Raw genomic sequence first — 25,836 nt, forward strand, 5'->3', positions numbered from 1 at the left:
GTCAGTACCGGGTATCGAACGCGACGGTCAGCACGGTCGACCCGTTGGCCGGCACCGTCACATGCCACAACCGCTCGTCGAGCGAGCGCTGTTCGCCCTTGATCGATTCGCTCGAAACACGCGTGTCGTGCCAGTAGGTGCGGTCCAGTCCGGCCTGGACCAGGTCGACGGTCACCGGTTCGGGCCGCGCATTGGTCACCGTATAGCTCATCGTCGTGCGCCAATAGGTGACCTCGTCCTCGCGCTCGACCGTCGTCGGCTTGCCGCCATCGATCGAGATGCGGAATTTCTCGGTCCGCTCCCATTCGCCGCTGTTGATCTTCTCGCGCTTCTCGACCGCCGGCTTGACCTTGACGTCGAACGCCTCGCCGGTGCGGATCGCCAGCGTCGACCCCATCGGTGTGTGATCGATGCGGTTCTCGCCGATGAATTGCGGCTGGCCCTTGGCATCGCGGATATAAACGCGGACCGTGCCCGCGGGCAGCGCGTCGCCCAGCCCGCCATCCTTCGAGCTCGAAAAGCTGAGAACGGTGGCGGCACTCACCGGGTCGCTCGACGATCCGTACCAGTCGTTGCGATATTGATAGAGCTTCTTCGCCGGCACGCCGCCGACCGACAGGAAGCTGACCTGTTTCTGCTGGTTGGGCGCGATCGTGATGCGGTGCCCGACCGGATAGAGGTAGAAATCGCCCAGCCGCGCGCGCCGCGCGCTCTCGGTGCCTGGCAACGTTCCCGGGGCCATGCCGGCATTGCCGCCACGCCCCTGGCCCGGCGCGCCGGCGACCAAAACCGTATCGGCGTTGGTGAAGGCGACATTGTTGTCGTTGCGCAGCGTCACCCAGCCCTGGACGTCGATCGTGCTCTTCGCTTCGTCGAACAAGGCGACATAATCGGCGTTCCAGCCAAGCCCGGTGGTCAAATAGCTGAGCGTCGCCGGCCGCGTACCGCCACCGCTGGCATCGAGCGAGATCGACAGGGTCGGCCGCGCGCGCAGATTGGGCGGCAGCGAATCGTAGACCACGCGCACCGGCAGCCCGTCGTCGCGCAGCACCTCGATAGAGTTGCCGATCTGGAGCACAACGCCGCCATTGGTCGCCAGCACCTTGGCCCGCTCGCGCGTCTCGGCACCGGTCGCCGGGTTGGTGCGGACGAGCGTGATGGTCTGTCCGACCGCTTTCTGGATCAGCGCGCTCGGCGACAACAGGTCATAGTCGAAATTCTGTTCGACGATCGACGCACCGTCGACCGACAGCCGCACCGTCTCGGGCCGGATGCGGTCGGAGACGTCGGGAAATTCCTGGCGATTGACGCCGTTGGCCAAAGCCAGCCGCCGCGTATCCTGGATCAGCGCCAAGTTGTTATTGTAAATGGTGACCGAGACATCGCCCTGGGCCGAAGGTTGCGGCGCGGTCTGCGCCAAGGCGGCGCCGGGCGCCAGCAACAGGACCGAAACCGCCAATGCGCGCATCTTCATCCCCTAATCTTGTTTGCGACGAAGCTAACGTATTGGCGGGTGAACGGAAGCTGAAAGATGGTCGAGGCTGCGGCGTCGCATCCATTTCGGCGCGATCGTCAATTGCGCGGAGAGTCGGGGTGCCGAACGCGGATTTGGCGGCAAGCACGCATTGATGAAGTGACCCCCGGCCATTGCGGCTGTAACGTCACCGGGTCCCCGTGACCGAATCGGATCCGAGTTTGGCGGATAGCGTATCTGGGCCCGTCGACGATTCCTTCGCGAGACAGCAGCACCGGTCCTGCCGGCCGGCACGCCTCTTTACGAGAGGAATTCCCCCATGCCTTTCATCACCACCGACGACGGCACCGAGATTTTCTACAAGGATTGGGGCGCGCGCGGCGCGCAGACAATCGTGTTTCACCACGGCTGGCCGCTCAGCGCCGACGATTGGGACAACCAGCTGCTGTTCTTCCGCGCCAAGGGCTTCCGTGTCGTCGCGCATGACCGTCGCGGTCATGGCCGTTCGGGGCAGCCCGACACCGGCAACGATATGGATACCTATGCGGCCGATGTCATCGCACTCGCGCGGGCGCTCGATCTCAAGGACGCGATCCATGTCGGCCATTCGACCGGCGGCGGCGAGGTCGCCCGCTATGTCGCGCGCGCCGAGCCAGGCCGCGTGTCGAAGGCGGTGCTCATTTCCGCCATCCCGCCGGTGATGGTGAAGAGTGAGACGAACCCCGGCGGTACGCCGATCGAGGTTTTCGACGGCTTTCGCACCGCGCTCATGGCGAACCGCTCGCAATTCTACCTCGATGTCGCCTCGGGTCCGTTCTACAATTTCAACAAACCGGGCGTGGAACCTATCCAAGGCTTGATCGACAATTGGTGGCGCCAGGGCATGATGGGCGGCGCCAATGCGGGATATGATTGCATCAAGGTATTCTCGGAGACCGACCTCACCGAGGACCTGAAGCAGATCGACGTGCCGGTGCTGGTGATCCACAGCGAGGACGATCAGGTCGTGCCTTATGCCGACAGCGGTCCGCTGGCCGTAAAGCTGCTCAAAAACGGTACGCTCAAGACCTATCAAGGCTTGCCGCACGGCTGCATGACGACACACCCGGACCTCATCAATGCGGACATCCTCGCCTTTATCAGCGGAGAGGCAACGTCTCCGCAGGCCGCGACCGCCGAACCCGCGCTGGCATGACATGGTGACGGGAGCCGGAACCACCGGCTCCCTTCGCCTTATGCCCTTCCCAAAACAAAACGCCCGGCGGATCGGATCCGGCCGGGCGTTTTTTTATTCGAAGCCGTCCGTTATTCGGCGGCGTCGGCAGCCGGCTCCGCGGCGACCGCGCGCGGCGTGCGGCGGCGGCGTGGCTTGGGGGCGGGCTCTTCCTCGCCCTCGGTGCCGGCCGAAATGCCGAGCGACGGCGGCAGCAGCGACGCGTCGAAGGTTTCGCCTTCGCTCGCCTCGACCGCACGCGGTTCGCGGCGCGGACGCAGGCCACGGCGCGACGGACGCTCGGCGCGTTCTTCGACCGGCGCGGCGACCTCGGCCACCTCGACGCCGTTCGCCTCGTCGGTGTCGTTCTCGGCATAGCCGTTCACGTTGCCGTTGACGCCAGCATTGGCATTGGCATTGCCGTTATAGCGGTTACCGCGAGCCTCGCGCGGTTCGCGATTGCCGCGATCCTCACGGTTGCCGCGGTCGTCGCGATTGCCACGATCGTCACGGTTGCGGCTCTCACGACGCGGCTCGGCCTGGACCTCGCGGCGAGGCTCCTGGCTCTCGCCGTCGGCGCCCTCGTCCTCGTAGCCCTCATCCTCATCGTCGAACGCGTCCTCGCGGCCGCGGCGCTGCTGAGCCTGATTCGGGTTCTGCTCTTCGAACCGGCTGCGATTCTCGGCGAGCACACGGAAATAGTGATCCGCGAACTGCAGATAATATTCGGTGTTGACGCGGTCGCCCTGGCGCTGCGCCTCGGCGGCGAGTGCCTTGTACTTCTCGAAGAGCTGGTTCGCATTGCCCCGCGCGCGGTTGTCGATGCGGTTCCCGTTGTTGCCGTTGGGATTACCGCCGCCACCCTGGCGCTGGCCACCACGGCCGCGACGGCGGCCGGCCTGACGATTTATGTTCAAAGTCCTGTGGTCCTTGTGTTCAAAACAAACCCGGCCTTGCTCCAAGAGGATGCAAATCCCACGCGCCACCCGCGCCGAACCCGAAACCAAGGGTGGAGGCGCGAAAGGCCTGTCATGGCCGCCGGACGAGCGGCCTAATGACGATGGATTGGGCAGGCCCGCGATTTCAACGACTTGTCGATTGAGATCGTCTGCCCCTTGGCGCTCAATAGCGGCTGCGGGGCGTTTGTCCAAGAAGAAATATGTAACCGAAGTGTGTCACTTTCAAGGTGTGGCGATGACGCATCTGTCGCGCCCGGCAAGATCACGGCGAACCGCGACCTTCAGGCCCTGGGCGGCCAGCAAGGCGGAAACCGCTTCGGCCTGGGTAGCGCCGATTTCGATCGCGGCCATCCCGCCCGGTGCGATCAGGCGCGGGAGCTGGGTGGCGATTATGCGATAATCGTCCAGGCCGTCGGCACCGGCGAACAATGCCGCGCCGGGCTCGTGCTCGCGCACCTCGGCAGGGAGCGATTCGTCGGCGGCGATATAGGGCGGGTTGCAGAGGATCAGGTCGAAATCCCCCGCGACTCCGTCGGCCCAGTTGCCGATGCGAAACGCGGCGCGATCGGCCAGATCGAGTAACTCGGCATTGCGCCGGGCGTAATCGAGCGCCTCGGGCGAAGCATCGATCCCCAGACCTTGCGCTTCGGGCCAGTGCGCAAGCGCGGCGAGAAGCAAGGTCCCCGGCCCCGTTCCCAGGTCCAATATCCTGAGCGGCGCGGCGACATCCGGCCAGTGTTCGATTGCTGCCTCGATCAGCGTCTCGCTATCGGGACGCGGAATCAGGACTCCGGGACCGACCGCGAGGCTGATCGTCCAGAAATCGCGCGTGCCGATGATATAGGCGATCGGTTCGTGCGTGAGGCGGCGGTCGATCAGCGCGGCGAACGCGTCGGGCACGGGGTCATCGAGATGGCGCAACAGCAAGTGTTGGCGCGTCGCACCGAGCGCGTGCGCCATCAGCAGTTCCGCATCGAGGCGCGGGGTATCGGAGACAGCCGCGAGGCGCGAGGCGGCATCCGCGAGGGCTGCCCTTACTCCCCTCCCGTTTGCGGGAGGGGTTGGGGGAGGGCTTGTTACCATATGCGAGGAGGGAACATGCCCTCCCCTAGCCCCTCCCGCGAGCGGGAGGGGAACTTAGCCATCCAGCGTCGCCAGTCGTTCGGCCTCGTCCTCGGCGATCAGCGCGCCGATCAGCTCGTCCATGTCGCCCTCGAGAATCTCCGGAAGGCGGTGCAAGGTCAGGTTGATGCGGTGGTCGGTCACGCGCCCCTGCGGGAAATTGTACGTCCGGATGCGCTCCGATCGGTCGCCCGAGCCGACCATCGCCTTGCGCGTTCCCGACCGTTCCGCCGCGAGCCGCTCGCGCTCGGCTTCATAGAGCCGCGTCCTGAGCACCTTGAGCGCCTTGGCCTTGTTCTTGTGCTGCGACTTCTCGTCCTGCTGGATCACCACCAGCCCGGTCGGCAAGTGCGTGATGCGCACCGCGCTGTCGGTGGTGTTGACCGACTGCCCGCCCGGCCCCGACGAGCGATAGACGTCGATCCGCAAGTCGCGCGCCTCGTCGATCTGAACGTCGACATCCTCGGCCTCGGGCAGCACCGCGACGGTCGCCGCCGAGGTGTGGATGCGCCCGCCGCTTTCGGTCACCGGCACACGCTGGACACGGTGCACGCCGCTTTCGAACTTCAGCTTGGCGAACACGCCCTTGCCCTCGACCGAGGCGACGACTTCCTTGAAGCCGCCCGCTTCGGAGGTCGAGGCGGAGATCAACTCGACCCGCCAGCCCTGCCCTTCGGCATAGCGCTGGTACATGCGGAAGAGGTCGCCTGCGAATAACGACGCCTCGTCGCCGCCGGTGCCGGCACGGATTTCGAGCATCGCCGCGCGTTCGTCGGCGGCGTCGCGGGGTAGCAGCGCCAGCGCCAGCGAGCGTTCGGCCTGAGGCAAGGTCGCGCGGATCTCCTCGATCTCCTCGCGCGCCATCGCCTTCAGCTCGCCATCGGCAGCATCGTCCTCGGCCATATGACTCAGGGTCGCGAGCTCCGCGCGCAGGCGCCGCACTTCGCCGGCAGCCTTCGCCACCGGCTCGATTTCGGCATATTCCTTCGACACCTGGACGAAACGCTCGCCCGACAAGTCGCCGGTCGACATCAGCGCCGACAATTCGTCGCGCCGCGCCTCGATCTGCGCGATCCGTTCGGGGGAGATGGAGGTCATTCGTCCTCGCCGATGCCCAGCGCGTTGACGAGAACGGTCGAGACTGATGCAGCCTTATCGCGCTCCCATGCTGCTTGCCGAACAGAACTCTGAACAGCCGCGAACCGGCCCGCCGGCACTGCCTGCTGGCCGCCAGACCTCAGTATCTTGACCGTATATTCCTGCTTTTCGATCTCCGCTTCGCCGACAATGATAGCGATATGCGCGTTTTGAGCGTCAGCCTTAGCCAAGCGCCTCTTCAGATTGCCCCGAAACGCCATATCCGTGGGAACACCGGCGCGCCGCAAAGTCGCTAGCAACTTAGTAGTCGCCTCCATCGCCGAGTCTCCGGCAGGCACGACTACCGCGACAATCTCTGGCTCAGGTGCCTGCTCCAGCAACATCGCCAACCGCTCGACACCCGCCGCCCAGCCTACACCCGGCGTGGCAGGCCCGCCCAGCGACTCGATCAGACCATCATAGCGGCCGCCTGCCAGCACCGTGCCCTGCGCGCCCAGCCGATCGGTGACGAACTCGAACGCGGTGTGGCGGTAATAATCGAGCCCGCGCACCAGCCGGCCGTTGCGCGTCCATTTGACGCCTGCCGCGTCTAGGCCCTTGGTCACCTTCTCGAAGAAGTCCCCCGCCTCGCTCGTCAGGTGCGCGTCGATATCGGGAGCCGCATCGGCGATCGGCCGGTCGCGCGGGTCCTTGCTGTCGAGGATGCGCATCGGGTTCTTGTCGAGCCGCACCAGGCTGTCCTCCGACAGTTCGCCGCGATGTTTCTCGAAATGCGCGACGAGGGCGTTCCGCCAGGCATCGCGCGTCTCGGCATCACCCAGCGTGTTGAGCTGCAACGTCACGCCGTCGGCAATGCCGAGTTCGTGGAGCAGCTGATCGGCGAAGGCGAGCAATTCGACGTCCGCTGCCGGCTCGGCCGCGCCGATCACTTCGGCGTCGATCTGGTGGAACTGGCGGTAGCGCCCCTTTTGCGGGCGTTCGTAGCGGAACACCGCTCCCGACGTGACGAGCTTGAGCGGCGCATGTTGCTGCCATCCATTGGTCAGATAGGCACGACACACGCCCGCGGTGAATTCGGGGCGCAGGGTCAGCGAATCCCCGCCGCGATCCTCGAACGTGTACATTTCCTTGGAAACGACGTCGGTCGTCTCGCCGATCGACCGCGCGAACACCTGGGTATCCTCGAACACGGGCAAGTCGACGCGCTGGAAGGCGTACAATTTACGGACATGGTCGAACGCCTCGAGCACGCGCGCGAACCGCCGCTGCTCGTCGCCGAAAATGTCCTGGGTGCCCCTGATGGGCCGGGGAGTCTCGATACGTGCCATTGGGGGCGGGTATCTAGTAGAGGCGCGCGGCCTACGCTAGCGTTTCGTCATGGCGAACATGCATCTCGGTCACCGGCTCGCGCCTCCGCGCTTCATCGCCTTCGTCGCGATCTTTGTTGGAGGCCTGTTCGTGACGATCCCGGCCCAGGGCTATGGACGCGGTGCGATGATCGCGTTCGACATCGCCGCAGCCATTTTCCTGGCTTCGATCATGCCGCTATTCGCCCGCGGGACGGCGGAACAGATGCGCGCGGCGGCACAGCGCAACGATGCCAATCGCGCCTTCCTGTTGCTGCTCACCGTCATGACGTCGATCATCATCATGGTCGCGGTGGTCACCGAAAAGCTCGACAAGGCATCGCCCTTCACCATCGGGCTTGTGCTGACGTCCCTGGTGCTCGCCTGGACCTTTTCCAACATGATCTATGCGCTCCACTACGCGCATCTCTATTATTCGCCGGCCGAGGATAACGAAGACAGCGGCGGCATCGATTTCCCCAACTGCGACGACCCCGATTATTGGGACTTCGTCTATTTCAGCTTCACCCTGGGCATGACGTTCCAGACCAGCGACGTCGACATCAAGAGCCGCCGCGTCCGCCGCGTGGTGACGGGGCATTGCCTCGCCGCCTTCGTCTTCAACCTGGGCGTGCTGGCCTTCACGATCAACTCGATCGGTGGAGCGTGATTCCAACAATTCCCTAGCGTTACCTACTGGACGACGGGTGTATCGCCGTCCTAGGACGGCCGCACATCAAAAAGGGGTCCTCTCTCCATGCTCCGTCGCGCAGCCTTTGCCGTCCTCCTCGCCTCCTCCGTTGCCACCGTCGCCCTCGCCGAAAATTCGAAGCCGCAGCCGACGCCGATCGAGAACACGATCCCCGTCGCGGTCGACAAGCCCTATCCGGGAACGCTGACGCTCGACGTCGATGCGACCGACACGATGCGCGGCATCTATGTCGTCAAGGAGACTATCCCGGTCTCGGGCAGCGGCGAGATGGTGCTGCTCTATCCGAAATGGGTGCCGGGCGGACACACGCCGCGCAACGAGATCGACAAGGTCGTCGACCTGCACATCACCGCGGCGGGCAAGTCCGTGGCGTGGAAGCGCGACCCTGTCGAGGTCTATGCGTTCCATCTCGATGTGCCGAAGGGCGCCAAGTCGATCGAGGTCTCGTTCAAATATGTGACTTCGACCAAGGGCGACCAGGGTCGCATGATGGTCACGCGTAACCTGCTGAGCCTCGAGCCGATCGGCACCAGCTTTTATCCCGCGGGCTATTTCGTGCGGCAGATTCCGATCCGCATGACGGTGAAATATCCCGAGGGGTGGACCGCGTCGTCTGCACTCAACGCCAAGGTCACGGGGTCGACCTATACGTACGAGCCGACCAATTACGAGATCCTGCTCGACAGTCCGATGCTGGCCGGGCGCTACTACAAGAAGTGGCCGCTCAGCGACCGGGTCAACCTCAACGTCTATGCCGACACCCAGAAGGAGCTCGATTCCGCTACCCCGGCGATGATCGACGCGCACAAGCGCCTGGTCGATCAGGCGGTGAAGACCTTCGGCGCGCAGCATTACGACCATTACGAATTCCTGCTGTCGATCTCCAACGAGCTCGGCGGGATCGGCCTGGAGCATCATCGCAGTTCCGAGGACGGCACGCGGATGGGCTATTTCAGCGAGTGGGAGAACATGGCGGGCGCGCGTAACCTGCTGCCGCACGAATACACGCATAGCTGGGACGGCAAGTTCCGCCGCGGTGCCGACCTGTGGACCCCCGATTACCTCTATCCGATGCGCGACAGCCTGCTCTGGGTCTATGAGGGGCAGACGCAATTCTGGGGCTATGTGCTCCAGGCGCGGTCGGGGCTGGTGTCGAAGCAGGACACGCTCGACGGCTATGCGGCGATCATGGCCAATCTCGACAACACGCCGGGCCGCAATTGGCGTCCGCTGATCGACACGACCAACGACCCGATCATTTCCAACCGCCGGCCCAAGGGCTGGACCAGCAACCAGCGCTCGGAAGATTATTACAACGAAGGCCTGCTGGTGTGGATGGAGGTCGATTCGATCCTCCGCCAGCAGTCCAAGGGCAGCAAGTCGATCGACGACTTCGCCCGCGCCTTTTTCGGCATCAACGATGGCGACTGGGGCGAAGTCACCTATACGTTCGACGACGTCGTCGCGACGCTCGACAAGATCCAGCCCTATGACTGGCGCGGCCTGCTGACCAAGCGGCTCTACGGCGTTGGCGAGCCTGCGCCCTTGGGCGGGTTCGAGCGCAACGGCTACAAGCTCGTCTATACCGATGTGCAGCCATCGATCGGCAAGCAGGCCGAGCGGGCGCGCAAATATAGCGATTTCTATTATTCGCTCGGCCTCAACGCCGCCGCCGATGGCGGCCTGAGCTCGGTTCGCTGGCAGAGCCCGGCGTTCGATGCCGGTCTTACGATCGGCGACACGATCGTCGGCGTGAACGGTCTCGCCTATTCCGACGAGCGGCTCAAGGCGGCGGTGACCGAAGCCAAGGGTACGAAAACGCCCATCATCCTTTTGGTCAAGGCAGGCGAAGAAGTTCGCAGCGTGAGCATCGACTATCATGATGGCCTGCGCTATCCGCACCTGGTGAAAACCGGGACCGGGGAGAGCGGTCTCGACCTGCTGCTCCAGCCCCGCTGAGACGGGGCGGCGCGCCACGCCATAAAGGAATGAGATGCAGATCGATTTGATACCGGTCGGGGACAACCCGCCGGAAAGCCTGAACGTGATCATCGAAGTGCCGGTCGGCGGCGAGCCGGTGAAGTACGAGTTCGACAAGAAATCGGGCGCGCTCTTCGTCGACCGTATTCTGCACACGCCGATGCGCTATCCGGCCAATTACGGCTTCGTTCCGCATACATTGTCGCCCGACGGCGACCCGCTCGATGCCTTGGTCATCGCGCGCTCGCCGTTCGTGCCGGGCTGCGTCGTCCGCGCCCGGCCGATCGGCGTGCTCAACCTCGAGGACGAGCATGGCGGCGACGAGAAATTGATCTGCGTCCCGGTCGATTCGACCTTTCCTTATTATTCGGACGTCGGCGAGCGGCAGGATCTCCCCTCGATCGTGCTCGCGCAGATCGAGCATTTCTTCACCCACTATAAGGACCTCGAGGCCGAGAAGTGGGTGCGCGTCGGCAAATGGGGCGACGCGGCCGAGGCACGCCAGATCGTGATCGAGGCGATCGAGCGCGCGAAGGAATCCCAGCCGGCGTGAGGCCACGGACCGCCTGGCGCCTGAGTGTGCTGGCGGGACTGGTCGCGTTCGCCTGTTCGTTCGCGTTCGGCAAGATCCCCGGGCTGGTCGCCTGCGGGACATTTGATGGCTCCGGCCAGCTCGGGCCGATCCTGGCCTTCGAGCTGGCCCGGTCGCCGGGCGACATTGCCGCCTTGTTCGGCGGCGGCGCGTGCCGGGCGACTTTCGTCGCGGCACAGAGTACGGGCCTGTGGCTCGACGCGCTGGGCTTCATCCCCTCCTACACCGCGTTCCTCGCGCTGGCGGCGATCGCCGCCAGTCGCGGCCGGTTACGGCTCGCGATTGTCGCGATGCTCGTGATCGCAGGCCTCAGCGACGAAATCGAGGGCGTGTTCATGTGGCGGATCATGGACACTCTGCCCGGCACACCCGGACAGCTCGACGCCTTGTGGTGGGCGGTGCATATCAAGTTCGCGCTGCTCGCGCTCGGCACCACCGCGATCGGCCTGGCGCTGCTCGCCAAGTTCAAATTGTGGCCGATGCTGTTCGGCCTGATCGTCGCGGTCGGCGGCGCGGCGACGATCTACGGCTTCTGGACGCTGCCCAACGCGATGATGATGGCCGGCTTCACCTACGCCTGGTTCGCGATCCTGGTGACAGCGATTGTGGCGTCTTTTGCGTCGGGAGTGTTTGGACGGCGAATGGGAGCAAGGGCCGGATAGATCTGCTACCGGCGTTGTCGCCCTCTAATCCTCCCCCGCCAGGGGGAGGTGGCGCCGAAGGCGACGGAGGGGGCGGACGGGGATCAGCCCTGAAACCTCTTTCGTCGTTCGAGCGCAACTGCGATGATCTGACCGACTACGCCTTCAAGGTTGGTCAATACCTCAATCGCCGGATAACGCAGAACTTGCAGCCCCTGCGACACGAGCCATGCGTCGCGAACCGCATCGCGTTCTGGTCGATCGCCACGACTGTGCGCCTCGCCGTCGACTTCGATCGCAAGCTGTGCGGGCGCGCAGTAGAAATCCAGCACATAATCATCCGCCGAGTGCTGCTTGCGGAAACGCAAGCCCGCCTCATTCCGGCGCAGCGCAATCCAGAGTCCGATTTCGGGTGGCGTCATTTCCTTGCGCAGGCGCTTCGCGTTACGCTTGCCGCTGCCCGAACCTTCGAGCCGCATTGCTTCCTCCCCCTCCGTCAGTCCCCGCGGCAGCGGGGACTGCCACCTCCCCCTGGCGGGGGAGGATTAAAAAGTTGGCGAGCACCCTGCCGGTGGCGCCCGTTGTTAAAGCTATTTCCGCGCCACATGCCCCCGCGTCGTCACCCGCGCCGTCCGACGCGGCGGCGCCTTCTTCGGCGCCCGCCTTCCCGCCTCAAGCGCGAGCGCAGCCCAGCGCCGCAGTTCATCCGCGTCATCGTACACGTCGTCGGGCGCACGGCGGTAATTCATGCTCCCGGTCTTGCCGTTCATCTCATAGGTGAAGCGCTCGCAGCCCGCTTCGTCCCACACCGCGTCGCTGTCGGCATCGGCCTTGAGCCAAAGCCCGCCACCGCTGGCGACGATCGCGAAGATGGTGCCGTCGCAATAGAGCGTGGCGCCGCCCATCATCGCGCGTTTGGTGACGCGGCCGATCGGTTCCATCGCCTCGCTCACCCAATCGATCAGGCCTTGATCGGCCGCCATCAGCGTGCTCCCGTGATCTTCAGCCCCGCGATACACGCAACCACGCCGAGAATCAGCAGCAACCGCGGCAGGCTGGCGGGTTCCTGGTACCAGGCAATGCCGACGATCACCGTGCCCAAGGCGCCGATCCCGCCCCACACCGCATAGGCCGTACCCATCGGGATCGAACGCGACGCATATTCGAGCAAACCCATCGACAGCGCGACCGACCCGAGGAAGCCGAGCGTCCAGGGGATGTTACGGAACCCTTCGACGTTACGAAGACAGGTGGTGAACCCGACCTCGAACAAGCCACCCAGGATCAGCCAGACCCAGGCCATCAGCTGCGGCCGGCGAGCTTGACCAGCGCGTCGCCGCTGACCCGCCGGATTCGCCATTCGTCCATGCTCTCGGCGCCCATAGCAGAGTAGAAATCGATCGCCGGGGTGTTCCAGTCGAGCACCGCCCATTCGAATCGTCCGCAATCGCGGTCGAGTGCGATGCCCGCGAGGTGCCGCAACAACGCCGTGCCGACGCCCGATCCCCGCGCCTCGGGAGTCACGTAGAGGTCTTCGAGATACAGACCCTTGCGCCCCGTCCAGGTAGAGAAATTGTGGAAGAACAGCGCGAAGCCCATCGGCTCGCGATCCTGCTCGGCGATCACCGCCTCTGCCGATCGCTCACCAAACAGCGCTTGCGTCAGGCTCTCCTCGGTCGCTTTCACCGCGTCCGGTTCGCGCTCGAACTCGGCGAGTTCACGGACGAAGCGCAGCATCAGCGCGACGTCCTGCGGCGTGGCGGGACGGATAGTCAGGGTCAAAACGCAGCCTCCACAGTCTCGATCGACCGCCGCCGCGCGGCGATCAGGCAGCCGGTGATGATCAGCGCGGCCCCGGCGAGCGTATAGAGCGCGATTCGCTCGCTGAACACGACCCAGCCCCACAAGGACGCCCAGATGAAGGCGGTATATTCGGTTGGCGCGAGATAGTTCGCCTCCCCGCGAGCATAGGCCCAGGCGAGCAGCAGCAGCGATACCGTCGCCAGCACCGCCGCTCCCACGATCGCGGGCGCATGCCGCGCATCGGGAACGTGCGCTATGAACGGCGCTCCGGCGGCGAGAATCACGAGGACGATCACGCTCTGGAAGAAAGCGACTTCCTTGGGCCCGGCGACCAGCGCCTGTTGCCGCATGAGCACGATATTATAGGCATAGCAGACCGCCGAGGTCAGGACCGCAATCGTACCGCGGAAGCGGTCGGGCGACGGCGCCGACGCCGCCTGACCCAGCATGATCACCCCGACGCCGGCAAAGGCGACCAGCGAGGCGACGATCGCGCGGCGCGAGATATGTTCCTTGAGCAGGAACGCTGCGCCGAACAGCGCCAGCAAGGGGGCGATGAAGGTTAGCGCGATCGCCTGTGCCATCGGCACGCGGGCGAGACCCCAGAAGAAGGTCACCGCCATCACCGCCGACACCGATCCGCGGATCAGATGCACGCGCATCGTCGCCCGTGACGGCCAGGCAGTCCGCTGCGGCAGGTAAAGCAGCCCAGTCAGGATCGCGCCGGCCAGGGTCCGCCATAGCAAGGTGTCATAGGCGCCGATCTCGATCACCAGCACCTTCATCACTGCGTCCATCGACGAGAAGACGGCGATCCCCAGCACCGCGACGGAAAACACGAAGGCGGGGCTGCGCGGCATATCCATGCCGATAGCGGCAGGCGATCGTCACGTCACCGGCCTGTTCCCTCATGAGGTGAGAAGGTGGGCTTGTGGAAGGGGCCAATTCCTCCCCCGAACGGGGAGGGGGACCAAGGCGCGAAGCGGCTTGGTGGAGGGGGCCCGCGACAGACGAGCAACAGGTCAAAAACAGCTGGTAGAGGGCCCCCTCCACCACGCGGCTGTGCCGCGCGGTCCCCCTCGCCGTTCCGGGGAGGAATTTTATGCCTATTTCAGCGTCATCTTGTCGCCGCTGATCGCCACGCTGTCGAGCCGACGCAGATAGTTCTGCCCGAGCAGCGAGATGGTCAGCCCGTCGAGCACCACGGCATGAATGCCGCTTACGCGCTTGCCGTCGAGCACGACATCCTCAAGCTCGACTTCCTGGCCCCGCACGGCGCCCGATGCGCCGGTGCCGACCACGTCGAACTGGCCAGGATCGAACTTGATCCCTGCGCGCCGCGCGTCGTCCTGGGTCAGCGCGACCTCGGTCGCGCCGGTATCGACGACGAACTTGATCGGCTCGCCATTGACGTCGGCCACGGTGAAGAAGTGCCCATTATCCGCACGATCGAGTACAGTCGGCTGCGGCTGGTCGGCAGGCGCCGCCGCGGCCGCGGCCGGCGGAGCGGCGGCGCCCGGTGGAGCCGCAGTGGCCGGCGGAGCGACGGCGATCGGCGCGCGCTTCGCTCCGGGCAGAGCGAGGCCGATCGCTATCCCGATCACGGTCACGACGAGCAGCGCGTATTTCATGATTGTTCTTCTACCGCGCGGCGATTGCAGCTTGGCTAATAGTGATGCCTAAGAAGACCTTACCGCCGGGCCAGCCACCAGCCGAACAGCGCCAATGCCGGCGGCCCGAACACGCCGGGGAAATCGCGCCAGAAGATCGCGACGCCGCAAATGCCGGTGATCACTTCGTACAGGTGGACCAGGGCATGGAGGCTCAACCATAACGCCCCGGCCAGCACTGCCAGTCGCCGCACCCGCAAGTTCAGCGTCGCCCAACCGAACATTATCCCGCTGGTGAGATAGGCCGCGCCGATGTCCCGAATGAAATGCTGGTTGAAGGGCCCGGTAAACGGCACCGTAGGGATCGAACGATACCAGAGCTGCGGCTGGGCGAGCATGAAGACGCCGAACGCCACCGCGAAGACCGCGAGCAGACCGACCAGCATCTGCGCCAAGCGAAAGCGTCCGTCGGTCATGGCCCCTCCCCTTCCCGCTTCTAGCGCGCGAAGTAATTGTAGATCTTGTCTTCCTTGCGCGTCGAGGCGTCGTGCCAGCGCGGCGCGTCCTTGAGGTTGAGCGGCTTGCCGATGCTATCGAGCATCAGCACGGTCGGGGTTCCCTTGATCCCGTCGAGCCCGAAGCGGCGGGCGAGATCGAGATTGCGGTCCTTCTGCCCGACATCGATCCATACGATTTCGTAGCGGGCACTGAGCATCGCGGCGAAGCGCGGACTGGCGAACCAGCCGGCCAGCGCGCGGCTGTCGTGGCACCAATTGGCGCCGAACACGAGGATCACGCGATGGCCATTGGCCTTGGCGCGCGCCATCGCATCGGCGACGTCGCGGCCGGCGCGATCGGGATCGCCGAACGGCCGCGCCTCGGGGTGGACGGGCGCTGCGGTCGGTGCCGCGGAGTCAGCCGCCGCGGGCTGCGCGGCGAGCGCGATCGCCGCCGCGACAAGCCCGAGCGCGATCTTCATGCCGCCGCTTTCGCCTCGTCGGCGGCGTCGATCTCGGCCGCCTTGGCCTCGACCAGCTTGACGATATGCTCGATCATGTCGGCGTCCTGGACATGGTGGTCGGTCACGCCCGACAGATAGACCATGTGCTTGCCGTTGCCGCCGCCGGTGATGCCGATATCGGTCTCGCGCGCTTCGCCCGGTCCGTTGACCACGCAGCCCAGCACCGACAGGGACATCGGCGTGCGGATATGCTGGAGCCGCTCCTCCAGCGCCTGGACGGTGCGGATGACGTCGAAGCCCTGGCGCGCGCAGCTCGGACACGACACGACGCGGACGCCGCGATTGCGGATACCGAGCGCCTTCAGGATCTCGAACCCGACGCGCACTTCGTCCTCGGGCTCGGCCGAGAGCGACACGCGGATCGTATCGCCGATCCCGTACCAGAGCAGGCTGCCGATCCCGATCGCCGACTTGACCGTGCCGCCGACGAACCCGCCGGCTTCGGTGATGCCGAGATGGAGCGGGCAATCGACCGCTTCGGCCAGCTGCTGATAGGCGGCGACCGCGAGGAACAGGTCGCTCGCCTTCACCGCGACCTTGAATTCGTGGAAGTCGCGATCCTGGAGCAGCTTGATATGATCGAGCGCGCTTTCGACCAAGGCGTCGGGGCACGGCTCGCCGTACTTCTCGAGCAGGTCCTTCTCGAGACTGCCGGCATTGACGCCGATGCGGATCGCGCAGCCATTGGCCTTGGCCGCCGCGACGACTTCGTTCACCCGCTCGGCCGAGCCGATATTGCCCGGATTGATGCGCAGGCAAGCGGCGCCGGCGTCGGCCGCCTCGAGCGCGCGCTTATAGTGGAAATGGATGTCGGCGACGATCGGCACGCGCGCGGCGCGGACGATCTGCTTGAGCGCCGCGGTCGACTCGACGTCCGGGCATGACACGCGGATGATGTCGACGCCGGCATCCTCGCAGCGGCGGATCTGGTCGATCGTCGCCCGCGGGTCGCTGGTCGGCGTGTTGGTCATCGTCTGGACGGTGACGGGGGCATCGCCGCCCACGGGAACGTTGCCGACCATGATCTGGCGGCTCTTGCGGCGCGTGATGTCGCGCCAGGGACGAACTGACATTCGAAATCCTCTTGGGTCGCCCGCCATATAGCGGCGCGCGGCCGCGAAACCTAGCACCCTCGCGCGGATCTTAGCTCAGACACGGCGAGATCCAGCCATCCCGTCGTCGAGTCGACGATCCACGCCGACAAAAAACCGCCAACACTCATTTTGGGCAACCGAGGTTTCGTTCGCGATAACCTTTTGGTCAGGGCCAGTCCGCTATGATCTGGATCAACTCGGATACGAACGGCACGATGATTCCCCAGCGACGACATTATGGCCTGGACTGGCTCAGGATCGGCGCTTTCGGCCTGCTGATCGTGTATCATGTCGCGATGGTCTTTTCGACCTGGGACTGGGTGATCAAGTCTCCCGTCACCTATCATGAACTGACCGCGCCGATGGCGTTGCTGACGCCGTGGCGCCTGCCGCTGTTGTTCGCGGTATCGGGCTATGCCAGCCGCAAGTTGTTCGACAAGACGCGCGACGTCCGCGCCTTCACCGATTCACGCAATCGCCGGCTGCTGATTCCCTGGGGCTTCGCAATGGTCGCGCTGATCCCGCCCGAAATGTGGGTCAGAGCGCGCGAGGCCGGCTATCCGGGCAGCCTGCTCCATTTCTGGCTGACCGATTATTGGAGCGTCACCCCCGTTTATGGCCACGGCTTCCCGAACTGGGAGCATCTGTGGTTCGTCGCCTATCTATGGGCCTATACGATGGCGCTGGCGGCTTTGTTGCTCGCGCCGGGTTGGGATGCCGAGCGGCTGACCCGCTCCGTCGACCGATTGGCGCCGGGCGCGCGATTGCTTTGGGTTCCGATCGCCGCGCTGATCCTGCTCAAGTTTTCGGTGATGTTCGTCCTTTCCGAAAAGCAGGGATTGTTCACCGATTGGAATGCGCATTTCGCCTATTGTCCGATCTTCCTGTTCGGTTTCGCGCTGGCGGGCGAGAGCAAATTGTGGCCGACGATCGCGCGGCTGCAATGGCCGGCGGCGGCGGTCGCGCTGGTCGCCGGGGTGACCGTGGTTTGCATCGAGCTCGCCTATGAAGGGCATAACGTCCCGCCGCACCTCATCATGATGCTCGATCGCGCGGCGCGGCTGGCGATGGGCTGGAGCATGATCCTGGTGCTGTTCCAGCTCGCCAGCCGTTATCTCGATCACGATCACAAATGGCGCGCGACATTGGCCGAAGCGGTGTTCCCGCTCTATATCGCCCACCATCCGGCGATCATCCTGATTGCGTGGTATACGCTGCCGCTGAACCTCAACCCGTTCGTCGAGTTCGCGCTGATCCTGACCGGCACGTTCGGGTTCGCGGTCGGCTTCTACCTGATCGGACGAGAGATCGACTGGCTGCGGCCGCTCGTTGGCCTCAGTCCGAGATCAATCCGCCGGACGGTAGCGCCGGCTTCCGCGTAGGCTTGCGCCCGACGCCAGTTCGACGGTGAAGTCCCCCGATTTATCGGTTTCGATGCGGCGGATCGCCGCGCGCCGCACCAGCCGGCCGCGATGGATGCGCAGGAACGCATCGCCCAATTCTGCCTCGACCGCCGCCAGGGTCGCGCGATGCAACAGCGTCCGCGAGCCCCAGGCGATCTCGACGTAATTGCCGGCAGATGCGATCGATTCGATCTCCTCGATCGGGACGTGATGTGTGACCGCGCCGTCGCCGACCGCGAGTGTCTTCGGCACGTGGGATTCCGCGGCTGGATCCGTTCCGGCCCGCGCTATCAGCCATTGCGCTAGCGCGAACAGCCCGACGAACTGCAGATAGGAACCCACGTCCTTGCGATATTCGTAGAGCGGCTTGTTCTCGATCCCGTCGAAGAACTGGTAGGTCCCCGCGCCGGTCGCGGAATAATAGAGGTGCCGCAACTCGACCATCAGCGCCACGTGCCAAGCCGACGCAATCACGCTGCCGAGCACGAAAACGATGCCGACCACGACCCAGGGGAAACGGGGTGGACGGATATGCTTCACCGCCAGCCAGATCACCGGCCAGACCGTGAACCATGCCATCATGCTGGTCCATTCCCACGACCAGATCAGGTCGGGGCGGAGGAAGTGACCGTTGGCACGAAGATCACTGAGCGAAGACTCGGCATTGGCGATCATGATCGCGGCGACGATGACCAGGAAGCCGGCAGCCAGCACGAGCGCCAGCCTGCGCTGCGTCCCGTTCATCCCGCGCCACCCGCCGTTCGTCCCAGCCACTATTTCGATCGTCCCCGCAAAGCCGCTGTCCAGCCCTCTCCGATACCGGCCCCGGAAGGCCTCGACTAGCCGTCACCGCATCGCAAAGAACGGAGGCGAACGATGGAACGGCATTATGGAATGGACTGGTTGAGGATCGGCGCATTCGCGCTCCTGATCTTCTACCATATCGGCATGGTCTTCGTGCCCTGGGACTTCCACATCAAGACCGCGCAGCCGATGGACTGGGTCGAGATCCCGATGCTGCTGACCAATCCCTGGCGGCTCACCCTGCTGTTCGTGGTGTCGGGCTATGCCAGCCGCGCGTTATTATCCAAATCCACGGGGATAAGCGGGTTCCTGAAGAACCGCACGTCGCGGCTGCTGATCCCGCTGATCTTCGGCATGGCGGTGATCGTCCCGCCGCAGACCTGGGTCGAGCTGGTCGGCAAGCACGGATACGGCCAATCCTATTTCTGGTTCCTGGCCCATGACTATTTCCGCTTCGGCAAGCTCGACGGCATCGTCATGCCGACCTGGAACCATCTGTGGTTCGTGACCTATCTGTGGGTCTATACGCTCGCCCTCGCGCTGATCACGCTAATACCCGGCGCGGACCGGCTGCAGGCGACGTTCGATCGCGTGTTCGGTGGCGGCCGGGCGCTGGGGCTGCCGGTGATCTTCCTGCTGATCACCCAATTCTGGCTTTTCCCGCACCAGGAAGAAACGCACGATCTGTTCGGCGATGGGCCGGCCCATCTGCAATATTTCCCCGCCTTGCTGTTTGGCTTCGGCCTCGCCGGCTCGCGCGCGGTGCGCGATGGCCTCACGCGCTGGTGGATGGCATCAACCGCGACCGCCGTCGCCTGCTACGCCGTGATCGCCGGACTGCTGGTCGCCTATCCCGATTTCAGCTTTCCGAGCCATAACGTGACGATCGTCTTCCGCCTGGCGCGCGAGATCGACACATGGCTCGCGATCGCGGCGCTGATCGGCGTGGCCGAACGCTTCCTCAACCACGACCATCGCTGGCGCTCGACGCTCGCCGAGGCTACTTTCCCCTTCTACATCATCCATCAGACGGTGATCATCCTGGTCGAATTCTGGGTGAAGCCGCTCGGCCTGGGGGCGGCAACTGAGTTCGCGATCCTGGTCCCGGCGACGATCGCGGGATGCTGGGCCTTCTATCTCGTTGGGCGCGAAATCGACCTGTTGCGCCCGCTGATCGGCCTGAAGGCGCGTGGGCAGGCCGCCAAGCCGTCGATGTCGGGCGGCTGGATCGAGGACATCCGGGCGCGGCCCGACGTCGCCTGAGCCCCTTTCTACCCGCATCGGGGAACTACGGAGGGCGCGATGGGTAGTCATCGCGCCCTCAATCGCTACATGGACCGGCATGGCACGTCATTACGGCATGGATTGGCTGCGCGTCGGCGCCTTCGCCTTGCTGATCCTTTATCATACCGCGATGGTCTTCACGCCCTGGGGCTTCCATGTGAAGACCGCTCAGCCGGTCGAGTGGCTGTCGGTGCTGATGCTGGTGACGAACCCCTGGCGCCTCACCCTGCTGTTCGTCGTGTCGGGCTATGCCAGTCGGGCGCTGCTGGCCAAGTCCAGCGGCGTCGCGAAATTCCTGTCGAGCCGCAGCAGCCGCCTGCTGATCCCGCTCCTGTTCGGCATGGTCGTGATGGTGCCACCGCAAAGCTGGGTCGAGGTGACGACGCAGCATGGCTACACGCAGGGCTTCGGCCATTTCCTGATACAGGACTATTTCCGCTTCCGCGCGATCGATGGGGTGTTCCTGCCGACCTGGAACCATCTTTGGTTCGTGGCCTATCTGTGGACTTATACCGCCGCGCTGTCGCTGCTCCTGCTCGTCCCCAGGCCCGAATGGCTGCAGGCGTGGTTCGATACCGTGTTCGGCGGCTGGCGCGCATTGGTACTGCCGATCGTCTATCTGGTGCTGAGCCAGGTGGTGATCTTCCACCGTTGGAGCGACAGCCAGGACCTGATCAACGACGGCGTTGCGCATCTCGCTTATTTTCCCGCTTTCCTGTTCGGCTTCGGCCTCGCGCGGTCGTCACGCGTGCTCGCATCGTTCGTGCGCTGGTGGAAGCCTGCGGCGGTGCTCGCGGTGCTGAGCTACGCATTCGGCGCGGCCATCGAAATCGCCTATCCCGGCGACCTCTTTCCGCCGCAATGGCTGGGCGACCTGATGCTGGTCGCGCATCAGCTTCAATGCTGGGCCGCGGTCGCTGCCCTGATCGGCATCGCCGAGCGTTTCTGGAACCGCGACGGTGCGTGGCGCCCGACACTGACCGAGGCAGTATTCCCCTTCTACCTGATCCACCAGACGATCATTGTCGTGGCCGAATATTGGCTGCGTCCGTTGGGCATCGGTGCGCTCGGCGAATTCCTGATCCTGGTGCCGGCGACAGTGGCCGGCTGCTGGGCATTCTACCTGATCGGGCGCGAAGTGAACTGGCTGCGGCCGCTGATCGGATTGCGGCGGCGCCCAGCCAAGGGTACCGCTCGCCGCCATGACGACACCCCACAAACCCTGGTCGCTGGTGATCCATGGCGGCGCCGGCGCGATAACGCGCAGCCAGACCCGGCCTGAAACCGATACGGGCGTTCGCGCCGCGCTGAATGCCGCGCTCGATGCGGGCGGCGCGATCCTGGCGGCGGGCGGTGCCTCGCTCGACGCGGTCGAGGCGGCGGCCCGCGTGCTCGAGGACGATCCGCATTTCAATGCCGGCCGCGGCTCGGCGTTCACGTTTGAGGGCAAGAACGAACTCGACGCGGCGATCATGGAAGGGGCTACGCTGCGCGCCGGATCGGTCGCCGGCGTAACCGCGACCCGGAATCCGGTGACGCTGGCACGCGCCGTGATGGAGCAGAGCGTGCACGTCCTGCTCGGCCGCGAAGGCGCCGACGCGTTCAGCCGCGAGCATGGACTCGACCAGGCGGACGCCGATTGGTTCGCGACTCCCGAACGCCGCCGCCAGCTCGACGAATTGCTATCGAACGGCGGCAAGTTCGACGTCGACATGAAATACGGCACGGTCGGCGCGGTCGCGGTCGACCAAGCCGGACATATCGCCGCGGCGACCTCGACCGGCGGGGTGACCGGCAAGCGCTGGGGCCGGATCGGCGATTCGCCACTGATCGGCGCCGGCACCTATGCCGATGACCGCGGCGCCGCGGTGTCGTGCACCGGCGCGGGCGAGTTCTTCATCCGCGAGAGTGTCGCGTTCCAGATCAACGCCCGCGTCCGTTTCCTGGGCGAGAGCCTGCAGCTGGCAGCCGATACCGTGATGGCCGAGGTCAAGGCGCTTGGCGGTACTGGCGGGGTGATCGTCACCGCGGCCGATGGCGGCATGGCCTGGAGTTTTACGACCGCCAGCATGTACCGCGGCCGTGCGGGGTCGGATGGTGGGCGCAGGGTGGCGCTCTATCAGGACGAGGGCTGACGCCGCACACCCGTCATGCCGGGCCTGTCCCGGCATCCAACATGCAACAACGGCTGCATTCCGTTGTGGAGGGTTGGACCCCGGAACTAGTCCGGGGAGACGGGACGAGGAAGAGGCACACGGCGACTCTAAAACGATTGGAAGCGCTCGCCCTCAAGCCTAAGGCAAAGCCCATGAAGCGCCTCCTCCCCGCTGCTGCCGCACTCGCCGCACTTGTCCTTGCATCCCCCGCCAATGCCTATTGGGAATATGGCCATCAGACGGTCGCCGAGATCGCCTGGGCCAATATCACGCCCAAGGCGCGGCGCGAGATCACGCGATTGCTCCGCCAGCAGAAACTGCTCGGCACGCCGCAATGCAAGGCAGGCACGCTCGACGACGCAGCGGTTTGGGCGGATTGCATCAAGGGGATCAAGGACGAGAACGGCAAGCAGAAATTCGGCTATACCAACGCCTGGCATTATCAGGACGTCGACATCTGCTCGCCGTTCGACGTCGATAGCGTCTGCAAGGACGGCGATTGCGTCTCGGCGCAGATCGTTCGCGACGTGAAGCTTCTGAAGGATCGTCACACGCCGACCAAGCAGCGCGTCGAGGCACTCGTCTTCCTGATCCACTTCGTCGGCGACCTGCACCAGCCACTCCATGCCGGCGAGAAAGGCGACAAGGGCGGCAACGACGTGAAGGCCGAATACGGCACCTATGCCGCCAGCCGGCTCAACCTCCATTCGATCTGGGACGGCTATCTCGCCGAGCGCGCCATCTCGACCGGCCCCAGCCTGGTGCATCGTTATTCGTTCGCCCAGCGCAAGCGGATCGCGGCGGGCAACGTGCTCGACTGGAGCCGCGAGAGCTGGGCGGTCGCCCGCGACGTCACCTACAAGACAGCGATCGGCGGCGATCCGTGCGGTCCGACGCCGACCAAGGTGAAACTGGACAATGCGACGATCGCAAGCTTGGTCCCGACGGTTCGATTGGAAGTCGAGCGCGGCGGCTTGCGGTTGGCCAAGCTGCTGAATCAGGCGATCGGCTGAGGTCAGTTACTTTCGGACGAACGCGGCAATCGCTTCGGACACGGCAGGCGAGATCGCCAGATCGGCATTGCCGTAGGTCACGGCATTTGCCGCCCGGTCATCGCCATCCACCGGTTTGAGCACGTGATTGACCCCGGGCAGGATCTTGAGCGTCGCGGCGGGCTGGCCGCGCTTGAGCAACTCGGCGTCGGTCACCGGCACCTGCAGATCCTTGTCGCCCTGAAGGATCAACACCGGCAGCTTGATCGCACTGACCAGCTTCGCCGGATCGTAGGAGAAGGCCTCGATCAGGAAGCCTTGCACATTGTCGCGGAACAAGGGCTGGAGGGGTGTCGGCAAGGTCGCACCATCGACTCGCTTGCCCGCCTCGAGTTGGTCGAGCGCCGCCTCGCCCGCTGCCAGTAGCGGCGCGTTGGCGGGGTTAGCGCGGAGTTGGGCACGAATCACTTCGCCATAAGGCCGCCCCGCGCCCGAGACGAGGATCACGCCGCAAATCCCCTTGGGATCCTGCGCTGCCTTGAGGGCAACAAGCGAGCCCTCGCTATGTCCGAGCAGCCAGACGCATTTGCGGCCGGTTTTCGCGCGCAGCATATCGACCCAGGCATGCGCGTCGGCGGCATAGGCCGCGATCGTCACGTCGTTGGCGTCGGGGATCGCTGCCTTGCTGCCGAACAGGCCGCGCTTGTCGATGCGGAGCGTGGCGACGCCCCTGGCGGCCAAGGCTTCGGCAAGCTGACGATAGACGCCACCCTTCACGCCGAGCGGATTGTTGCCGTCGCGATCGGTCGGGCCGGAACCCGGAATGATCAGGATGGCCGGCGCATCCTTGTCCGGATCGACCAACGTTCCCGCGAGCGCACCCTGTGGGCCGGGAATCGTGACCTCGACGCCCGTGGGCGTGGTCGCGGCCGCAAGCAATGCAGCGCCGGCCATCGCAATCGCCTTCATCATTCTTCTCCCCGCCAGCGCCATTTCCACCCACCACGTGTGTGCTGGGCGCAGATCACCATGAAGGCGGCGGTCAACGGGACAATGACGCCCGCCGCGATTCCCGGATGCCGCGGCACCAAGGTCATTGCCGCGACGATCACTGTCGCCGAATAGCCGATCGTCACCGCCCATCCCTGCCAGGTGATGGGCAGACCGGCGCCGATACCGAGCTTTTTCGGCGCGAACCAATCGCCCTCGCTCATGCCAGCACCATCGCGGCACCGATGCCGAGCGCCAGAACCGACAGCGCCAGCAGGATCGGCAGCCGCTCGCGGCTCGTCATCCGTCCGATCATTCCTGATCTCCTTGCTTGAGCGGGCGGCCGCGCTTGGGCCGTACCGGATCCGCCAGCTTCACCCCGCGCCGCGCGAGCGCCTCGCGCAGCAGGCATTCGACCTGGGCGTTGACGCTCCTGAGGTCGCTCGCCGCCGTGCGCTCGATCGCCGCGTGAAGCGCGGGATCGAGGCGCAGCGGAAACGCCTTTTTGGGAGGAGCGCCCATCCTATCGCCTTACTGGTAGAGCGAACCTGCGTTGACGACCGGCTGGGTGTCACGCTCGCCGCACAGCACGACCATCAAGTTCGACACCATCGCCGCGCGACGCTCGTCGTCGAGTTCGACCACACCTTTCTGGCTCAATTGGTCGAGCGCCATTTCGACCATGCCGACCGCGCCCTCGACCAGGGTCTGGCGCGCGGCGACCACCGCTTGCGCCTGTTGCCGGCGAAGCATCGCGCCGGCGATCTCCTGGGCATAGGCCAAGTGCGTGAATCCGCATTCGTCGACCGTGATCCCCGCCATGGCCAGCCGCGCGATCAGTTCCTGGCGAAGCTCGGCACCTACCTGATCATGATTACCACGCAGCGTCACTTCCTGGTGCGCGAAATCGTCATAGGGGTAGCGCGATCCAATCGTGCGCACCGCCGCCTCGATCTGGACCATCACGAAAGCCTTGTAATCGTCGACATCGAACAAGGCCTGGGCGGTATCGGTCACGCGCCACACCACCTGTGCCGCGATCTCGATCGGGTTGCCGCGCAGATCGTTGACCTTGATCTTGTCCGAAATAATGTTGTTGGCGCGGACCGAGATCTTCTTGCGGCCCAGCCATGGCAGCAGCCAGCGCAGTCCTGTGTTGCGGTCGGTGCCCTGATAGCTGCCGAACAGGGTGACCGCCGCCGCCTGGTTGGGCTGGAGCATGTAGAAGCCGCACAGCACGAAGGCGAAGACGATCGTCCCGCCGATGATCAACGGTGCGCCGACCATTGGATTGGTGTCTGCCGTCAACCCGCCATAGATCGCCGCCGCCAACGCGATCAGCAGCACGAGCAGCATCACATAACCGCTCGACGTTGCCGCCGGACGTTCGCGCGACAACGTCAAGGCGGCACCATTTCCATTCGAATCCGACATCGGACCCTCCCGTTAATTATGATATCATCATTATATCGTTCTCAAGCGAGTCGCAAGCGCATTCGGCAGCAGGGTTCCGACGGCCGCCGACCGCACGGGCACCAACGC

The 25,836-nt window shown here is 64.9% G+C and carries 29 protein-coding genes; 10 read left to right on the forward strand and 19 right to left on the reverse strand.

Annotation, left to right across the window (positions count from 1 at the left end):
- Window position 1: 1 nt before the first annotated feature.
- Window positions 2–1,474 (reverse strand): DUF4139 domain-containing protein, encoded by a 1,473-nt coding sequence (locus SPR01S_RS08975; RefSeq protein ID WP_066588269.1) that lies wholly within the window; start codon window positions 1,472–1,474, stop codon window positions 2–4.
- A gap of 319 nt (window positions 1,475–1,793) precedes the next feature.
- Here SPR01S_RS08975 and SPR01S_RS08980 point away from each other — a divergent pair, with 319 nt between their 5' ends.
- Window positions 1,794–2,669 (forward strand): alpha/beta fold hydrolase, encoded by an 876-nt coding sequence (locus tag SPR01S_RS08980; protein ID WP_066588272.1) that lies wholly within the window; start codon window positions 1,794–1,796, stop codon window positions 2,667–2,669.
- Window positions 2,670–2,779: 110 nt separating this feature from the next.
- On the opposite strand, the gene SPR01S_RS08985 is transcribed toward SPR01S_RS08980, so the two are convergent.
- The 4 genes from SPR01S_RS08985 to hisS all read right to left on the reverse strand — a co-directional run bounded on the left by SPR01S_RS08985 (window position 2,780) and on the right by hisS (window position 7,194).
- The gene (locus SPR01S_RS08985; RefSeq protein ID WP_066588275.1) at window positions 2,780–3,604 is read right to left on the reverse strand and encodes a DUF4167 domain-containing protein; all 825 of its coding nucleotides are present in this window, start codon (window positions 3,602–3,604) and stop codon (window positions 2,780–2,782) included.
- A gap of 264 nt (window positions 3,605–3,868) precedes the next feature.
- Window positions 3,869–4,729 carry a peptide chain release factor N(5)-glutamine methyltransferase gene (prmC, locus tag SPR01S_RS08990; RefSeq protein WP_066588276.1) on the reverse strand — a complete coding sequence of 287 codons (861 nt, stop codon included), beginning with the start codon at window positions 4,727–4,729 and terminating at the stop codon, window positions 3,869–3,871.
- A 54-nt stretch (window positions 4,730–4,783) separates the two neighbouring features.
- Entirely contained in the window at window positions 4,784–5,866 is a 1,083-nt protein-coding gene (prfA, locus tag SPR01S_RS08995) for a peptide chain release factor 1 (protein ID WP_066588277.1), read from the reverse strand.
- Window positions 5,863–7,194, reverse strand: coding sequence for a histidine--tRNA ligase (gene hisS, locus SPR01S_RS09000; protein ID WP_066588278.1), 1,332 nt, complete (start codon window positions 7,192–7,194; stop codon window positions 5,863–5,865). Before hisS ends, prfA begins: the two co-directional genes overlap by 4 nt.
- A gap of 49 nt (window positions 7,195–7,243) precedes the next feature.
- On the opposite strand from hisS, the gene SPR01S_RS09005 reads away from it, so the two are divergent.
- From SPR01S_RS09005 to SPR01S_RS09020, 4 genes are all read left to right on the forward strand, one after another.
- Window positions 7,244–7,882, forward strand: coding sequence for a DUF1345 domain-containing protein (locus SPR01S_RS09005; RefSeq protein ID WP_066588282.1), 639 nt, complete (start codon window positions 7,244–7,246; stop codon window positions 7,880–7,882).
- Window positions 7,883–7,969: 87 nt separating this feature from the next.
- The gene (locus tag SPR01S_RS09010; protein ID WP_066588283.1) at window positions 7,970–9,883 is read left to right on the forward strand and encodes a M61 family metallopeptidase; all 1,914 of its coding nucleotides are present in this window, start codon (window positions 7,970–7,972) and stop codon (window positions 9,881–9,883) included.
- A 34-nt stretch (window positions 9,884–9,917) separates the two neighbouring features.
- On the forward strand, window positions 9,918–10,457 hold the full coding sequence (gene ppa / locus SPR01S_RS09015; RefSeq protein ID WP_066588284.1) for an inorganic diphosphatase: 540 nt from the start codon (window positions 9,918–9,920) through the stop codon (window positions 10,455–10,457).
- A complete protein-coding gene (locus tag SPR01S_RS09020) occupies window positions 10,454–11,158 on the forward strand; it encodes a hypothetical protein (RefSeq protein WP_066588285.1) in 705 nt (234 codons plus the stop codon). Before ppa ends, SPR01S_RS09020 begins: the two co-directional genes overlap by 4 nt.
- A gap of 83 nt (window positions 11,159–11,241) precedes the next feature.
- Here the strand turns inward: SPR01S_RS09020 and SPR01S_RS09025 are convergent, their stop codons facing one another.
- The 9 genes from SPR01S_RS09025 to ispG all read right to left on the reverse strand — a co-directional run bounded on the left by SPR01S_RS09025 (window position 11,242) and on the right by ispG (window position 16,644).
- Window positions 11,242–11,616, reverse strand: a complete 375-nt coding sequence (locus tag SPR01S_RS09025) for an endonuclease domain-containing protein (RefSeq protein WP_066588287.1) — start codon at window positions 11,614–11,616, stop codon at window positions 11,242–11,244.
- A gap of 111 nt (window positions 11,617–11,727) precedes the next feature.
- Window positions 11,728–12,120, reverse strand: coding sequence for a TfoX/Sxy family protein (locus SPR01S_RS09030; protein WP_066588290.1), 393 nt, complete (start codon window positions 12,118–12,120; stop codon window positions 11,728–11,730).
- Window positions 12,120–12,440 (reverse strand): DMT family transporter, encoded by a 321-nt coding sequence (locus SPR01S_RS09035; RefSeq protein WP_066588292.1) that lies wholly within the window; start codon window positions 12,438–12,440, stop codon window positions 12,120–12,122. Before SPR01S_RS09035 ends, SPR01S_RS09030 begins: the two co-directional genes overlap by 1 nt.
- Entirely contained in the window at window positions 12,440–12,874 is a 435-nt protein-coding gene (locus tag SPR01S_RS09040; RefSeq protein WP_066588388.1) for a GNAT family N-acetyltransferase, read from the reverse strand. Before SPR01S_RS09040 ends, SPR01S_RS09035 begins: the two co-directional genes overlap by 1 nt.
- A 41-nt stretch (window positions 12,875–12,915) precedes the next feature.
- Window positions 12,916–13,800, reverse strand: a complete 885-nt coding sequence (locus SPR01S_RS09045) for a DMT family transporter (protein ID WP_369405263.1) — start codon at window positions 13,798–13,800, stop codon at window positions 12,916–12,918.
- A gap of 246 nt (window positions 13,801–14,046) precedes the next feature.
- A complete protein-coding gene (locus tag SPR01S_RS09050; protein ID WP_066588296.1) occupies window positions 14,047–14,571 on the reverse strand; it encodes a retropepsin-like aspartic protease family protein in 525 nt (174 codons plus the stop codon).
- Window positions 14,572–14,630: 59 nt separating this feature from the next.
- Window positions 14,631–15,026: a DUF4345 family protein gene (locus tag SPR01S_RS09055; RefSeq protein WP_157082102.1), complete on the reverse strand. Its 396-nt coding sequence runs from the start codon at window positions 15,024–15,026 to the stop codon at window positions 14,631–14,633.
- Between the two features lie 20 nt (window positions 15,027–15,046).
- Window positions 15,047–15,529 (reverse strand): thioredoxin family protein, encoded by a 483-nt coding sequence (locus tag SPR01S_RS09060; protein ID WP_066588298.1) that lies wholly within the window; start codon window positions 15,527–15,529, stop codon window positions 15,047–15,049.
- A complete protein-coding gene (gene ispG, locus SPR01S_RS09065; protein ID WP_066588301.1) occupies window positions 15,526–16,644 on the reverse strand; it encodes a flavodoxin-dependent (E)-4-hydroxy-3-methylbut-2-enyl-diphosphate synthase in 1,119 nt (372 codons plus the stop codon). Before ispG ends, SPR01S_RS09060 begins: the two co-directional genes overlap by 4 nt.
- A 203-nt stretch (window positions 16,645–16,847) precedes the next feature.
- Here ispG and SPR01S_RS09070 point away from each other — a divergent pair, with 203 nt between their 5' ends.
- Window positions 16,848–18,047 (forward strand): acyltransferase family protein, encoded by a 1,200-nt coding sequence (locus SPR01S_RS09070; RefSeq protein ID WP_084251060.1) that lies wholly within the window; start codon window positions 16,848–16,850, stop codon window positions 18,045–18,047.
- On the opposite strand, the gene SPR01S_RS09075 is transcribed toward SPR01S_RS09070, so the two are convergent.
- Entirely contained in the window at window positions 18,012–18,842 is an 831-nt protein-coding gene (locus SPR01S_RS09075) for a LytTR family DNA-binding domain-containing protein (RefSeq protein ID WP_157082104.1), read from the reverse strand. The two genes, SPR01S_RS09070 and SPR01S_RS09075, sit on opposite strands and share 36 nt — an antisense overlap.
- Window positions 18,843–18,944: 102 nt before the next feature.
- On the opposite strand from SPR01S_RS09075, the gene SPR01S_RS09080 reads away from it, so the two are divergent.
- The 4 genes from SPR01S_RS09080 (at window position 18,945) to SPR01S_RS09095 (ending at window position 23,325) form a co-directional block, all read left to right on the forward strand.
- Window positions 18,945–20,135 carry an acyltransferase family protein gene (locus SPR01S_RS09080; protein ID WP_066588310.1) on the forward strand — a complete coding sequence of 397 codons (1,191 nt, stop codon included), beginning with the start codon at window positions 18,945–18,947 and terminating at the stop codon, window positions 20,133–20,135.
- Window positions 20,136–20,214: 79 nt separating this feature from the next.
- Window positions 20,215–21,438 carry an acyltransferase family protein gene (locus tag SPR01S_RS09085; RefSeq protein WP_066588312.1) on the forward strand — a complete coding sequence of 408 codons (1,224 nt, stop codon included), beginning with the start codon at window positions 20,215–20,217 and terminating at the stop codon, window positions 21,436–21,438.
- A complete protein-coding gene (locus tag SPR01S_RS09090) occupies window positions 21,359–22,291 on the forward strand; it encodes an isoaspartyl peptidase/L-asparaginase family protein (protein WP_066588316.1) in 933 nt (310 codons plus the stop codon). Before SPR01S_RS09085 ends, SPR01S_RS09090 begins: the two co-directional genes overlap by 80 nt.
- Window positions 22,292–22,464: 173 nt before the next feature.
- Complete coding sequence (locus SPR01S_RS09095; protein WP_066588319.1) at window positions 22,465–23,325, forward strand: S1/P1 nuclease; 861 nt, start codon at window positions 22,465–22,467, stop codon at window positions 23,323–23,325.
- A gap of 6 nt (window positions 23,326–23,331) precedes the next feature.
- Here the strand turns inward: SPR01S_RS09095 and SPR01S_RS09100 are convergent, their stop codons facing one another.
- The 4 genes from SPR01S_RS09100 to SPR01S_RS09115 form a co-directional block, all read right to left on the reverse strand.
- Window positions 23,332–24,276: an alpha/beta hydrolase gene (locus SPR01S_RS09100; RefSeq protein WP_066588322.1), complete on the reverse strand. Its 945-nt coding sequence runs from the start codon at window positions 24,274–24,276 to the stop codon at window positions 23,332–23,334.
- Window positions 24,273–24,518, reverse strand: coding sequence for a hypothetical protein (locus tag SPR01S_RS09105; RefSeq protein ID WP_066588324.1), 246 nt, complete (start codon window positions 24,516–24,518; stop codon window positions 24,273–24,275). The genes SPR01S_RS09100 and SPR01S_RS09105 overlap by 4 nt, the downstream gene beginning before the upstream one ends.
- 88 nt (window positions 24,519–24,606) lie before the next feature.
- Entirely contained in the window at window positions 24,607–24,816 is a 210-nt protein-coding gene (locus tag SPR01S_RS09110; protein WP_066588326.1) for a type II toxin-antitoxin system antitoxin, read from the reverse strand.
- Between the two features lie 9 nt (window positions 24,817–24,825).
- Entirely contained in the window at window positions 24,826–25,728 is a 903-nt protein-coding gene (locus tag SPR01S_RS09115) for an SPFH domain-containing protein (RefSeq protein ID WP_066588328.1), read from the reverse strand.
- Window positions 25,729–25,836 lie beyond the last annotated feature (108 nt).

The organism is Sphingomonas pruni NBRC 15498 (assembly GCF_001598455.1).
GTDB lineage: Bacteria > Pseudomonadota > Alphaproteobacteria > Sphingomonadales > Sphingomonadaceae > Sphingomonas > Sphingomonas pruni.